The sequence below is a fragment of the Janthinobacterium sp. P210006 genome, from assembly GCF_036231885.1.
GTDB lineage: Bacteria > Pseudomonadota > Gammaproteobacteria > Burkholderiales > Burkholderiaceae_D > Janthinobacterium > Janthinobacterium violaceinigrum.
On record NZ_JAZARD010000001.1, the window covers coordinates 80,716 to 94,426 of the forward strand.

13 protein-coding genes are annotated in these 13,711 nt (G+C 64.0%); 7 read left to right on the forward strand and 6 right to left on the reverse strand.

From position 1 onward, the window contains the following. Positions 1–4: 4 nt before the first annotated feature. Positions 5–994: an oxidoreductase gene (locus VPH41_RS00365; protein WP_328568598.1), complete on the forward strand. Its 990-nt coding sequence runs from the start codon at positions 5–7 to the stop codon at positions 992–994. Between the two features lie 46 nt (positions 995–1,040). Here VPH41_RS00365 and nagZ read toward each other — a convergent pair whose 3' ends face one another. From nagZ to VPH41_RS00385, 4 genes are all read right to left on the reverse strand, one after another. Further along, positions 1,041–2,582: a beta-N-acetylhexosaminidase gene (gene nagZ, locus VPH41_RS00370; RefSeq protein ID WP_328568599.1), complete on the reverse strand. Its 1,542-nt coding sequence runs from the start codon at positions 2,580–2,582 to the stop codon at positions 1,041–1,043. Positions 2,583–2,763: 181 nt separating this feature from the next. Beyond that, a complete protein-coding gene (locus VPH41_RS00375; protein WP_328568600.1) occupies positions 2,764–4,374 on the reverse strand; it encodes an FMN-binding glutamate synthase family protein in 1,611 nt (536 codons plus the stop codon). 104 nt (positions 4,375–4,478) lie between these two features. Then, positions 4,479–5,492, reverse strand: a complete 1,014-nt coding sequence (locus VPH41_RS00380; RefSeq protein ID WP_328568601.1) for a M48 family metallopeptidase — start codon at positions 5,490–5,492, stop codon at positions 4,479–4,481. 1 nt (position 5,493) lies between these two features. Further along, the gene (locus VPH41_RS00385; protein WP_328568602.1) at positions 5,494–6,546 is read right to left on the reverse strand and encodes a YjgN family protein; all 1,053 of its coding nucleotides are present in this window, start codon (positions 6,544–6,546) and stop codon (positions 5,494–5,496) included. 165 nt (positions 6,547–6,711) lie between these two features. On the opposite strand from VPH41_RS00385, the gene VPH41_RS00390 reads away from it, so the two are divergent. The 3 genes from VPH41_RS00390 (at position 6,712) to VPH41_RS00400 (ending at position 8,681) form a co-directional block, all read left to right on the forward strand. After that, a complete protein-coding gene (locus VPH41_RS00390) occupies positions 6,712–7,383 on the forward strand; it encodes a glutathione S-transferase (protein WP_328568603.1) in 672 nt (223 codons plus the stop codon). Between the two features lie 71 nt (positions 7,384–7,454). Next, on the forward strand, positions 7,455–8,228 hold the full coding sequence (locus VPH41_RS00395) for a 5'-3' exonuclease (RefSeq protein ID WP_034745632.1): 774 nt from the start codon (positions 7,455–7,457) through the stop codon (positions 8,226–8,228). 45 nt (positions 8,229–8,273) lie between these two features. After that, positions 8,274–8,681, forward strand: a complete 408-nt coding sequence (locus VPH41_RS00400) for a response regulator (protein WP_034779039.1) — start codon at positions 8,274–8,276, stop codon at positions 8,679–8,681. Here the strand turns inward: VPH41_RS00400 and mnmA are convergent. Continuing rightward, positions 8,678–9,799 (reverse strand): tRNA 2-thiouridine(34) synthase MnmA, encoded by a 1,122-nt coding sequence (gene mnmA, locus VPH41_RS00405; RefSeq protein ID WP_328568604.1) that lies wholly within the window; start codon positions 9,797–9,799, stop codon positions 8,678–8,680. The two genes, VPH41_RS00400 and mnmA, sit on opposite strands and share 4 nt — an antisense overlap. Positions 9,800–9,830: 31 nt before the next feature. After that, positions 9,831–10,310 carry an NUDIX hydrolase gene (locus tag VPH41_RS00410; protein ID WP_010401817.1) on the reverse strand — a complete coding sequence of 160 codons (480 nt, stop codon included), beginning with the start codon at positions 10,308–10,310 and terminating at the stop codon, positions 9,831–9,833. A gap of 412 nt (positions 10,311–10,722) precedes the next feature. Here VPH41_RS00410 and VPH41_RS00415 point away from each other — a divergent pair, with 412 nt between their 5' ends. From VPH41_RS00415 to VPH41_RS00425, 3 genes are all read left to right on the forward strand, one after another. Further along, a complete protein-coding gene (locus VPH41_RS00415; RefSeq protein ID WP_328568605.1) occupies positions 10,723–11,835 on the forward strand; it encodes a Re/Si-specific NAD(P)(+) transhydrogenase subunit alpha in 1,113 nt (370 codons plus the stop codon). Positions 11,836–11,899: 64 nt separating this feature from the next. Further along, positions 11,900–12,214, forward strand: coding sequence for an NAD(P) transhydrogenase subunit alpha (locus tag VPH41_RS00420; RefSeq protein ID WP_152254822.1), 315 nt, complete (start codon positions 11,900–11,902; stop codon positions 12,212–12,214). 8 nt (positions 12,215–12,222) lie between these two features. Then, positions 12,223–13,677, forward strand: coding sequence for an NAD(P)(+) transhydrogenase (Re/Si-specific) subunit beta (locus VPH41_RS00425; protein ID WP_287777085.1), 1,455 nt, complete (start codon positions 12,223–12,225; stop codon positions 13,675–13,677). The last annotated feature ends 34 nt before the right edge of the window (positions 13,678–13,711 follow it).

Sequence of the window (13,711 nt, forward strand, 5' to 3'; positions counted from 1 at the left end):
AGACATGACATACGGCGATCCCAGGCAGACTCCCCTTCACACCGGCTTCGGCGCGGCCACCACCGCCACCGAAGCGCTGGCCGGGCGCACCCTGTCCGGCATGCAGGCCATCGTCACGGGCGGCGCTTCAGGGCTGGGCCTGGAAACGGTGCGCGTGCTGGCCGGCGCGGGCGCCCGCGTGGTGGTGCCGGCGCGCGACCCGCGCCAGGCGCAAGCGGCGTTGGCCGGTCTGGCCGGCGTGGAAGTCGCCGCGCTCGACCTGCTCGATCCGCAAGCCATCGACTCCTTTGCCGCTGCTTTCCTCGCCTCCGGCCGCGCCCTGCACGTGCTGGTGAACGGCGCCGGGCTCATGGCCTCGCCCTTGCTGCGCGATGCGCGCGGCTATGAGGCGCAGTTCGCGACGAATCACCTGGGGCATTTCCAGCTGACGGCGCGCCTGTGGCCCGCCTTGCGGCAGGCGCGGGGCGCGCGCGTGGTGTGCGTGTCGTCGCTGGGACACCGGCAGGCGGGCGTCGACCTGGACGACCCGCATTTCCTGCGCCAGCCGTACGACAAATGGCGCGCGTATGCGCAGTCGAAAAGCGCCAACGCCCTGTTTGCCGTGGAGCTGGACCGGCGCGGTGCGGCGCACGAGGTACGTGCCTTTTCGCTACACCCGGGCGCCATCCTGACGCCGCTGGTGCGCCACCTGGACCAGGATGATTTGCGCAGGGTGGGCGCGCTTGACGATGCGGGCCAGGTGAATCCGCCGCCGCAATCGGGTTTCAAGAACGTGGCGCAGGGGGCCGCCACGGCCGTCTGGTGTGCTACCAGCGCGCAGCTGGACGGTCTTGGCGGCGTGTATTGCGAGGATTGCGATATTGCCGCCCTGGTGGCGGACGACAGCACGGGGGCGGGCGTGCGGCGCTGGGCGGCCGACCCTGCGCAGGCGCGCCAGCTATGGGCGCTGAGCGAACAGATGACGGGTGTGCGTTTCGATCCCGGCGCTGCATGAAAAATGCCGGGCGGTGCCCGGCATGTGCAGGAAGGGCGGCGTGGATTTACGCCTGGCCAGCCAGTTTTTCCACCACGGGCGCCAGCGCGGCCGGGCGGCAGCCGAAGGCGGCCAGGCGGCCTTGCGCATTCGGCGCCAGGTCCAGGTCATACGGCAGGCGGCCCGCCACCAGCCACAGTTTATCGTGCGGCAGGGCGTCGACGAGGCGGCGCTGGCCGTCGACGAACATGGCGTTATACGTCTGCAGCACGATCTGCTGCGCGCCCTGGGCAAACGCGATGGCGGCGTCCACTTCCTCGTCCAGCGCTTCGGCCGACAGGGCGTATTCGCGCACGTCCAGGCCCGCTTCGAGCAGCGCCGGCAGCATCGAGCTGCGCGCTTCCTTGTTGCGGCCCAGCGCCACTTCGTCGATTTCGCTGCGCGAACGCACTTCCACCGTCAGCAGGGTCACGGGCAGGCCCGCGTCCAGCGGGCGGTAGTCGCCCTGCACGCGCAGCGCCGCTTTTTGCAGCAGCTGCGACAGGGCCATGGCGGCCGGCTGCATCAGCGCCGGTGGGTTGAGCGGGCGGTTGCGCCAGTCGCGCACGGCGCGGTTGCGCTTGAGTTCAGCCACGCGGGCACAAGCCGCGTCGATGCGCTCCATGGCGATCTCGCCCCTTTCCACGGCGGCGATGACGGCGTCGATGGCCGCCGTCTGCTGCGCTTCGCGGTGCGAAATCAGGACGATGTCGGCGCCCGCCTGCAGGGTGGCGATGGCGCCCTTGGGGATGCCGATACCGTCGGCAATGGCCGCCATTTCCAGGCAGTCGGTGATGACGACGCCCTGGTACTTCATCTCGCCGCGCAGCAGGTCCGTCAGCACGCCTTTCGACAGGGTGGCCGGCACGCTGGTGTCGGCTTCGAAGGCGGGGAAGACCACGTGCGCCGTCATGATGGCATCCACGCCGCCGGCAATGGCTGCGCGGAACGGCGCAAGTTCCACGGCGCGCAGGCGTTGCTTGTCGTGCGGCACCAGGGCCATGGCGTAATGCGTGTCGATGGCCGTGTCGCCGTGGCCGGGGAAGTGTTTGGCGGTCACGGCCAGGCCGCTGGCGCGCTGGCCGCGCATGGCCGCCATGCCGTAGTCGATGACGGTGGTGGCGTCTTCGCCATAGGCGCGCACGCCGATGACGGGGTTGTTGCGGTTGTTGTTGACGTCCAGCACGGGGGCGAGCAGCATGTTGATGCCCACCTGGCGCATTTCATCGCCGCTGATCTGGTTCATGCGTTCGCAGTCCTCGACGGAGCCGGCGGCCTGGAAAGCCATCGCCGCGGGAATCGGCGTGACGCCCTGCTCGATGCGCATCACCATGCCGCCTTCCTGGTCGATGGAGATCAGCAGCGGGGTGTCGGACACTTCCGCGTTGATTTCCTGCAGCTCGCGGCACAGGGCCGACACTTGCGCGGGCGTATGCACGTTGCGGCGGAACAGGATCACGCCGCCCACCTTCTTTTGTCGTATCAGGGTCTTGATATGCTCGTCCGCCTGCAGGGCGTCGAAGCCCACCATGAACAACTGTCCTACTTTTTCGCGCAAACCCTGCTCCATGCTGCAACTCCTCCGGTATTCATTCTGATGACGACAAGTCCGTATTGTGGCCCGCGGCGACGCAATGGAGCGCTCACCGGAAAGCTGCCTTGGTTTTGACCTTATTTTGGTATTGTATTGGATTCAGATTTTTGCGCAAGTGGTTATTAAGTGGTATTGCCGCACTTGCGCAACACAGGACTCAATCGAGGCGCTGGAACGAGGCCGCCTGGGCCTTGGGCCAGTACAGGCCGAACACGGGCGGCAGCTGCGGCAGCTGGCTCGGGTCCAGCAACTGGCCCGCTTCCAGGAAGGGCAGCAGGGCGGAAGCCAGTTTCACCTGGTTCGGCGAGATGCGCCGCACCAGGTGATGCGGGCGCAGGTCCTGAGGATGGGCCAGGCCGGCGGCGGCGATCAGTTCGGCCAGCGCTTTCATGGTGTTCTGGTGGAAGTGCGCCACGCGCGAGATCTTGTCGGACACCACCAACGCGCGCTGGCGCTGCGGGTCTTGCGTGGCCACGCCCGTGGGGCAGCGGTCCGTGTGGCAGCTTTGCGACTGGATGCAGCCCAGCGCGAACATGAAGCCGCGCGCCGAATTGCACCAGTCGGCGCCCAGCGCCAGCAGGCGGGCGATGTCGAAGGCCGTGATGATCTTGCCCGAACAGCCGATCTTGATCCGCTCGCGCAGGTTGGCGCCCACCAGGGTGTTATGCACGAGCACCAGCGCTTCCTGCAGCGGCGTGCCCACGTGGTCGGTGAATTCCAGGGGCGCGGCGCCCGTGCCCCCTTCGCTGCCGTCGACGACGATGAAGTCGGGCGTGATGCCCGTTTCCAGCATGGCCTTGACGATGGCGAAAAACTCCCACGGATGGCCGATGGCCAGCTTGAAGCCCGTCGGCTTGCCGCCCGACAGATTGCGCAGGCGGTCGATAAAGTGCAGCATTTCCAGTGGCGTGGAAAAGGCGCTGTGCGCGGCCGGCGAGACGCAATCCTCGCCCACCATCACGCCGCGCGTGGTGGCGATTTCAATCGTCACTTTCGGACCGGGCAGCACGCCGCCGTGGCCCGGCTTGGCGCCCTGCGACATTTTCAGCTCGATCATTTTCACCTGCTCGGAGCTGGCGTTGGCGATGAAGCGCTCTTCCGAAAACGTGCCGTCCTGGTTGCGGCAGCCGAAATAGCCGGAGCCGATTTCCCATACCAGGTCGCCGCCGTTTTCGCGGTGATACGGGCTGATGCTGCCTTCGCCCGTGTCGTGCATGAAACCGCCGCTGCGCGCGCCGCCGTTCAGGGCCAGGATGGCGTTGGCCGACAGGGCGCCAAAGCTCATCGCCGAGATATTGAAGACGCTGGCCGAATACGGTTTTTCGCGCGGGCAGTCGGGATGGTTGCCGATCTCGATGCGGAAGTCGTGGCCCGTGACCTTGGCGGGGGCGATGGAGTGGTTGATCCACTCATAGCCCGCTTCATACACGTCGAGCTGGGTGCCGAACGGGCGCTTGTCCGTCTGCTCCTTGGCGCGCTGGTAGACGATGCTGCGCTGGCTGCGCGAGAACGGCGTCGCTTCGCTGTCGCTTTCCAGGAAATACTGGCGGATCTCGGGGCGGATGCTCTCGAAGAAAAAGCGGAAATGCGCGAGGATGGGGTAGTTGCGGCGCAGGGCGCGCTTGGTTTGCAGCAGGTCGCTGATGCCGACCAGGGTCAGCGCACCGGCCAGCACGGGCAGCCAGTAATGGTCATAGTAAAACAGGGACAGGACAAAGATGGCTGCCGTCGCAATGAAGGTCAGGTAGCGAAATGGTACTAGGTGCATGGGCACTCCGGGGAAGTCAGACTGATAACTGATGAGTCTACCTTCGATTCGCGGAACGTGCTGGCTGGAAAGAACGCGGCGCCCGGTGGACGCCGCGTGGGTACTCAGCGCTGTGCGGCGCGGATGCGTTCGATGCGTTCGGTGCTGGCCGGATGGCTCGACAGGTATGGCGTGCCGCCATCGAGCTTGCCCAGCGCGACAAACACTTGCGCCAGGTGTTCCAGGGGAATGCCGTTCTGGCGCAGCATGGCAATCGCGTAGTCGTCCGCGTCGCGTTCCACGTCGCGCGAATACTTCAGATCCAGCAGCAGCGGCGGCAGGGTCGCCACCACCGTCGAGACGTCGCCGAACAGCAGTGCGGCGCCGGCGCCCACGGCCGAAGTCTGGATGATGCGCCGCGTCAGGTGGCGCTGCTGCAAATGCCCCAGTTCATGCGCGAGCACGCCCATGATGGCCTCGTTGTCCGGCAGCAGTTCGATCATTTCATCGGTCAGCACGATGTCGCCGGACGGCAGGGCAAACGCGTTCGGGCCGATCTTGCTCTTGCGGAACACGATGCGGTGCTCGGGCATGCTGTCGCCAGGCGTAGCCAGGCGGGCGAACTGGGCGCGCAACGCTTGCTGGCGCTCCCCATCGAGCTGGCTGGGGGCGAACACATGGCGGTCCAGCATGTCGAGCACGCCCTGGCCCAGTTGCCGTTCGACGGACTGCGGCAGGGCATACGCCACGCCCTTGGCCGCCAGCGGCAGCAGGTACTGATAGCTGAGCCACAGGGCGACGATGGTGGCCACCGTGGCCAGCAGGGCACCGCGCCAGCTTTGCTGCAGCCGTACCACCCAGCCGTCGCGGTGGCCCGTGTCGTGCAGCAGGCTGTTGAAGGCCGCCTGGTCGGCGATTTCCAGGTAGGCGCCGTCGGCAAAGCTGACCTTGCGCACGGCGTGGCTGCTGCGTTCGGACACGTGCAGCTCGTCCAAGGGGCAACTGCGCTCGATGTCGCCGGCCAGCACGGCCTGGCCATCGCGCACGCTGAGCGTCACGTGGTACAGGCGCGAGGTCTGGCCATCGAAATAGCGCGCGGGCACGGCGGCCGCATCCGGCGCGTGGTGATCGGGCGTCATGCTACAGCGACAGGTCGAAGTCCAGCAGGTCGACCATGCCTTCGCCCGTGGCCGACACTTGCTGGCCCGTGGCGGCGACAAACTCGTCCAGGCTGCCATGCACCAGCATGGATGTCGCTTCCAGGCGGTACTTCAGCCAGCGCACGTGGGCGAATGGCGTAAACAGGCCCAGGGTGACGACGATGCCCAGCAGATTGCTCAGCATGACGAAGGTGGTGCGGCCCCACGTCAGCTGCGACTGGAACTGGTGCTGCTGCAGGCGCGTATGGTTCCAGATCAGGTTCTGGATCATGGTCAGGAACAGCGGCAGCACGGTGAACGCCCACAGGTACAGCGCGCCGACGGCCAGCAGCAGGCTGCCTACCTTGGTGCTGTCATTCGCATTGGCGGCAAACGAGGCGAACACGCCGCCGAAGACGAGGAAAATCAGCACCAGCAGGCCGCCCAGCAGCAGCGCGAAGAACAGCAGATAGGTCTTGTAGAAGCTGCCGACCGTGGCGTCGAAGCTGAAATGGGTGGTGCCGAAACGGCTTTGCGTATGCTGGAAACGCTTCAGGCGCTGGTGCAGGAACGGCGTCATCAGGCCGCCCGTGAAGGTATTCAGGATAGGCAGCCACAGGAAGTACTTGTAGGCTTCCCCGGCGCTGCCGCCAAAGCCGAAGCGGATGCCACGGTAGCTGGTGTTGTACAGTTTGAATTGCAGGCTTTTCCAGACCAGCCAGGGCAGGATGGCGGCCATGAGCACCAGCATGATCAGGCCGACGATGGGCGAGACCTGGAAGGCGATGTTGTAGCCGGCGATCAGCACCACGGCCGCGATGCGGCCTTTCAGGATGGCGACGGCGTTGCCGTGGTATTCGAAGCTGCCGCCCGCCAGGTGGGTGCTCGAATAGAAGTAGCGGTTGCGGCGCACCTTGGCCCAGGCAGAGTAAATGCCCAGGGTGACAATGCTCAGCAGCAGGTTGACGATCCAGATCCGGAAGTATTCGCTGCCGGTGGCGCTGAAGGTGATGGCTTCGCGTTGGGCGCTGTTGTTGTTGACGTCGACATCCACGGGGAAAATCCTTACTTATTGGAAACAAAACAAGATAAGGGAATATGGAATAGTTATCAATTGAAAATACTGTTTTTCGCAATTTCTTTTTGCGCATCTTCATGCGCTGCCCGATCCGGCCGTCCCGGCTATACTGGAACTCAACCATCGCCTAACGGGAAAACCATGATCGTCGTCCACCATCTGAACAATTCGCGCTCGCAGCGCGTGCTCTGGCTGCTCGAGGAACTGGGCCTCGACTACGAGGTCAAGCGCTACCAGCGCGACCCGAAAACCATGCTGGCGCCCGCGTCCTTGAAGGCCGTCCATCCGCTGGGCAAGTCGCCCGTGATCACGGATGGCGCCAACACCGTCGCCGAATCGGGCGCCATCATCGAGTACCTGGTCGAACGCTACGGCAATGGCCGCTTGATCCCGGCGGCGGGTACGCCGGACAAGCTGCGCTGGACCTACTGGCTGCATTTCGCGGAAGGCTCGGCCATGCCGCCGCTGCTGCTGAAGCTGGTATTCGATAAGGTCGAATCGTCGCCCATGCCGTTCTTCGTGAAACCGATCGCGCGCGGCATCGCCAGCAAGGTCAAGCACAGCTTCATCTTGCCCAATATCCACAGCCAGCTGGCCTACATGGAAGCGGAACTGGAAAAAACCAAATGGTTTGCCGGCAATGAATTCACGGCGGCCGACATCCAGATGAGCTTTCCGCTGGAAGCGGCAGCCATGCGCGGCGGACTCGACGAGCGCCAGCCCAAGCTGACGGCCTTCCTGCAGCGCATCCATGCGCGGCCGGCGTATCAGCGCGCGCTGGAAAAGGGCGGGCCCTACGATTTCGCCAAATAAGGGGTATTCAAGGCCGATGTGCGGGGAACCATACGGTAAAATGCCCGATTCAACCAGTATCCACTTACCGCATGGCCAGACTCCTCGCTATCGACGGCTTGAATATCGTACGCCGCGTCTACGAAGCCAGTCCTGAACCCGATTCCGACCTGAAGGCGGAGATCGCGCTGCGCCATGCGCTGTCGTCGTTCCGCACCCTCATCAACGACCACGAGCCGACGCACATCCTGCCGGCCTTCGATTTTGGCGGGCCCACCTGGCGCCATGCCCTGTATGCGGGCTACCGCGAAGGGCGCCAGCCCATGCCGCAAGTGCTGCGCGACGCCTTGCCCGGCTTCTATGCCACCCTGGCCAGCTTCGGCATGCATGTGGTCAGCATTCCCGAGGTCGAGGCCGACGACGTGATCGGCACGGCCGTCATGCGCTGGCTGCACGAGGGGCGCGGCGCGGCCGTCATCGCCACCACCGACAAGGATCTGCACGGCCTGATCGCCCACGGCGCGCTCGTGTGGGACCATTTCAAGGGCGTCTGGCACGACCATGCCTGGGTCGAGAAAAAGTTCGGCGTGCCGCCGGAACTGCTGCCCGACCTGCTGGCGCTGATGGGCGACGTCACCGACAGTATTCCCGGCGTGTCGAAGATCGGCCTGAAGACGGGCGCGAAACTGTTGCGCGCCTACGGCAATATCGACGCCGTGATGGCGGGCGCGGGGATTTTGCCCGGCGCGCTGGGCGAAAGCCTGCGAAAAGAGCGGGAAATACTGTATCTTTCAAGAAAGTTGGTAGAACTCAAGACGGACGTGACCCTGGGTGTTACCTGGAACAAGCTGGTCTGGGAAAAGTGATCGCCGGCGCAAGACAAGAATAATCAAGCAAGGAAAGTAATCATGATGTTAAAGACAGTCCTGATCGATAGCAGCGCCGTGGCGCGCGGCCTGCTGAACACGGTCCTGACCGATGGCGGCTACGATGTCTGCGGGCAGACGCATACCAGCGCGCTGGGGCTGGCGCTGCTGGTCAAGCACCACCCGCATTTCGTGTGCATCGCGCGCGAGCAGGTGGAAGACGGCAGCAACGTGGTGCAAACCATCCGCGCCCAGTATCCGAAGACGCTGATCTTCATGGTGTCGGGCGGCATCGACGCCGCCTCGCTGCAGGCGGCCCATGCGATGGGCGTGTCGGGCTTCATCGTGAAACCCTTCATGGCCGACACGGTCCTGAAAACCGTGCGCAATACCGTCATTGCCATGGTGCGCAAGCAGCAGGCCCTGGCCGCCGCTGCGCAGGGCAACTCCTAGCTGCCGGCCAAACCTGTGGCGCTGGCGATGATGCCGCCGCCCAGACACACGTCGCCGTCGTACAGCACGGCCGACTGGCCCGGCGTGACGGCCCATTGCGCCTGGTCGAAGGCCAGGCTGAACAGTTCATTTCCATCCGGCAGCAATTGGCAAGCCACGTCGGCCTGGCGGTAGCGCGTCTTGGCGCTCAAGGCGCCCGCCTGCGGCGCCACACCGGCCACCCAGCTGGCCTGGTCGGCGCTCAAGGCGGGCGACAGCAGCCAAGGGTGGTCATGGCCCTGCACCACCCACAAGGTGTTGTTGGCGATATCCTTGCGCGCCACATACCAGGCGTCGCTGCTGCCATCGGCATTCTGGTACGACTTCACGCCGCCAATACCGATGCCCTTGCGCTGGCCCAGCGTATAGAAACTCAGTCCCACGTGTTCGCCCACCGTCTTGCCGTCCGCCGTTTTCATGGAGCCCGGCTTGTACGACAGGTAGCGGTTCAGGAATTCGCGGAACGGGCGTTCGCCGATAAAGCAGATGCCCGTCGAATCCTTCTTCTGCGCATTCGGCAAACCCAGTTTTTCGGCGATCTGGCGCACTTGCGTCTTCGGGATTTCACCGAGCGGAAACAGGGTTTTCGACAGCTGCGCCTGGTTCAAGCGGTGCAGGAAGTAGCTCTGGTCCTTGCTGGCGTCGACGGCCTTGAGCAATTCATAGCGGCCCGCATCCGTCGGCGCCTGGCGCACGCGCGCATAGTGGCCGGTGGCGATCAGATCGGCGCCCAGGGTCATGGCGTGGTCGAGGAAGGCCTTGAACTTGATTTCGGCGTTGCACAGCACGTCCGGGTTCGGCGTGCGGCCGGCCTGGTACTCGCGCAGGAAATCGGCGAACACGCGGTCCTTGTATTCGGAGGCAAAGTTGACGGCTTCGATGTCGACGCCGATGACGTCGGCCACGCTGGCCGCGTCGATCCAGTCCTGGCGCGTGGAGCAGTATTCCGAATCGTCGTCATCTTCCCAGTTTTTCATGAACAGGCCGATGACTTCATAGCCTTGTTCCTTCAGCATCCATGCCGCGACCGAGGAATCGACCCCGCCCGACATGCCGATAACGACTTTCTTCTTGCTCATCTTGCTTTCCAGTTACTTTTAGATAATATTGCTATGCGCTATTGAAAACGGACGCATGCGTGTGCAGCAGGGCCAGCGGCGCGCGCCGGCCAGCCAGGTATTCGTCCACGCACTGCAGCACCAAGGGGCTGCGGTGGCGTTCCTGGCACGCGGCCAGCTCGTCGCGCGTCATCCACAGGGTGCGGATGATGCCTTCGTCCAGCGGGCGGTCATGCTCGGCGCCGGCCGTGCCGCAAAAGGTGAAGCGCAAATAGGTCACGTCCTCGCCCGTGCGCAGTGACTGATAGCGCGACATGTACATGCCGACCAGTGCCGTGGGGATGAAATCGTAGGCCGCTTCTTCCAGCGTTTCGCGGATCACCGCCTGCTCCAGCGACTCGAACGGGTCGAGATGGCCGGCCGGCTGATTCAGCTTGATGCCTTCGCTGGTCTCTTCTTCAATCAGTAAAAACAGGCCGTCGCGCTCGACGATGGCGGCAACGGTGACAGAGGGTTTCCAGATTCTCGGCATGATTCCATCCTTGAAAGAGCCGACATTTTATCTTGTTCTGCGCGCGCGGTTTGAACCCGGCCTTCTGTTGCGCGGACATATTGATAAATGACAACGTTTTAGCAAATAGCGGTGGGAGGTACTTACGTCTTTCCCGGGGAGCGCACTAGCATGGGGGCTTTGGCGGCAAGATGGCAGGAAGCGCCCGCTAATATAGGCTTTCCCTGTGGTCAAAACAAGCGCGCACGCACGCTCGACTGTGGTGAGATTGACACAACTTTCCCACAATATGGTCGCCGCGCCGCATGGTGAAACGAATCGGGGGATGCTGGTGGAATTAGTGTCGCACGACTAAAAGTTGCTGGTTCACAAACGTTTAACGCGCTGCTTTCCGTGTTAGATTCTAGTCAGTTTATCAATTAGCGGAGGCATCATGAGGATAGGCATACCGGCCGAAACACGGCCTGGTGAAACACGGGTGGCAGCAACGCCCGAGACAGTCAAGAAGCTGGCAGCCAAACATCAAGTCGTCGTGCAGTCGGGAGCGGGCCTGCAGGCCTCGATTCCCGACGATGCGTATGCCGCCGCCGGCGCGCAGATCGGTAGCGCCCAGGAAGCCTATGGCTGCGCCATCGTGCTCAAGGTGCGCGCGCCCGATGCCGATGAACGGGCCCTGATGGCCAGCGGCACGGTGCTGATCGGCATGCTGAACCCGTTTGACGCGGACAATATCGCCGCCATGGCCACGGCCGGGCTGTCCGCCTTCGCCCTGGAAGCCGTGCCGCGCATCACGCGCGCGCAGTCGATGGACGTGCTGTCGTCGCAGGCGAACATCGCCGGCTACAAGGCCGTGCTGGTGGCGGCCAATACCTACCAGCGCTTCATGCCCATGCTGATGACGGCGGCCGGCACCGTGAAGGCGGCCCGCGTGCTGATCATGGGCGTGGGCGTGGCAGGCTTGCAGGCGATCGCCACGGCCAAGCGCCTGGGCGCCGTCATCGAAGCGTCCGACGTGCGTCCGCCCGTCAAGGAACAGGTGGAATCCCTGGGCGCCAAGTTCCTCGACGTGCCGTTCCTGACCGATGAAGAAAAGGAAATCGCCAAGGGCTCGGGCGGCTATGCGCGCGCCATGCCGGCCGACTGGATGCGCCGCCAGGCCGAACTGGTGCACGAACGGGCGAAGCTGGCCGACATCATCATCACCACCGCCCTGATTCCCGGCCGCGCCGCGCCCGTGCTGATTTCCGAAGAAACGGTGAAGGCCATGAAGCCGGGCTCCGTCATCGTCGACCTGGCCGTGGAGCAGGGCGGCAACTGCCCCCTGTCCGAACTGGGCAAGACGGTGCTCAAGCATGGCGTGTATATCGTGGGCGAGCCGAACCTGGCCACCCTGGTGGCGGCCGATGCCTCGGCCCTGTACGCGCGCAACGTGCTGGACTTTTTAAAGCTCATCATCGACAAGGACGACCAGCTGCTGATCGACCGCGAGGATGAAATCATCAAGGCCAGCCTGGTGTGCGCGGACAGCGCCATCTTGCGCAAGTAAGTTACGCCACCAAGCTACGCAACCAAGCTACGAAAATCACGCGGCACCGGGAGAGAACCACATCATGGAAATCAGTCACACCATCATTAACCTGATCATCTTCGTGCTGGCCATTTATGTCGGCTACCACGTCGTCTGGACCGTCACGCCGGCGCTGCACACGCCGCTGATGGCCGTTACCAATGCCATTTCCGCCATCATCATCGTCGGCGCCATGCTGGCGGCCGGCCTGACGGAAGGCCCGCTGGCGCAGGCGGCCGGCACCCTGGCAGTGGCGCTGGCCGCCGTCAACGTGTTTGGCGGCTTCCTCGTCACGCAGCGCATGCTCGAGATGTTCCGCAAAAAAGAACCGAAGGCCAAGCAAGGAGCAAAAGAATGAGTCATGCCATGAGCTTCGTCACCATGAACCTGGTGACGATGATGTACCTGATCGCCTCGGTGTGCTTCATCCAGGCCTTGAAAGGGCTGTCGTCGCCGTCGACGGCGCGCCGCGGCAATGCCTTCGGCATGAGCGGCATGGCGATTGCCGCCGTCACCACCGTGGCGCTGATCCTGAAACTGAAGGAACAGCAGACGGGCGGCATGGGCCTGACCCTGGTCGTCATCGGCATCGTCACGGGCGGCGCCATCGGCGCCTACCTGGCGAAAACCGTGGAAATGACGAAGATGCCGGAACTGGTGGCGGCCATGCATTCGCTGATCGGCCTGGCGGCCGTCTGCATTGCCGTGGCGGCCGTGTCCGAGCCGTGGGCCTTCAATATCGCCAGGCACGGCGAGGCGCTGCCCATCGGTAACCGCTTCGAACTGTTCATCGGCACCTTTGTCGGCGCCATCACCTTTTCCGGTTCGGTGATCGCCTTCGGCAAGCTGTCGGGCAAATACAAGTTCCGCCTGTTCCAGGGCGCGCCCGTCAGCTTCAAGGGCCAGCACATGCTCAACCTGGTGCTGGCGCTGGTGATGATCGCCCTGGGCCTGGTGTTCTGCTTTGCCGACGGGGTGGAACCGGCGTGGACGCCGTTCATCGTCATGGCCGTCATCGCCTTTGCGCTGGGCGTGCTGATCATCATCCCCATCGGCGGCGCCGACATGCCGGTGGTGGTGTCCATGCTCAACAGCTACTCGGGCTGGGCCGCGGCCGGCATCGGTTTTTCGCTGAATAACTCGATGCTGATCATCGCCGGCTCGCTCGTCGGTTCGTCCGGCGCGATCCTGTCGTACATCATGTGCAAGGCGATGAACCGCTCGTTCTTCAACGTCATCCTCGGCGGCTTCGGCGGCGATGCGCCGGCAGCCGGCGTGGCGGGCGCGCAAGAGCAGCGTCCCGTGAAATCGGGTTCGGCCGACGATGCCGCCTTCATCATGGGCAATGCGGAAACCGTCATCATCGTGCCTGGATACGGCCTGGCCGTGGCGCGCGCGCAGCACTCGCTGAAGGAACTGGTGGAAAAGCTCACGCACAAGGGCGTCACCGTCAAGTATGCGATCCACCCCGTGGCGGGGCGCATGCCGGGCCACATGAACGTGCTGCTGGCCGAGGCGGAAGTGCCGTACGACCAGGTCTTCGAGATGGAAGACATCAACGGCGAATTCGGCCAGACGGACGTGGTGCTGGTGCTGGGCGCGAATGACGTGGTGAACCCGGCGGCGAAGGACCCGAAATCGCCGATCGCCGGCATGCCGATCCTGGAAGCGTATAAAGCCAAGAGCATCATCGTCAACAAGCGCTCGATGGCGTCCGGCTATGCGGGCCTGGACAACGACCTGTTCTACCAGCCGAACACGATGATGGTGTTTGGCGACGCCAAGAAGGTGATCGAGGATATGCTGAAGGCCGTCGAGTAAGGCCGTCCCTTGCGCCAGTGAAGATGGCCCGCCT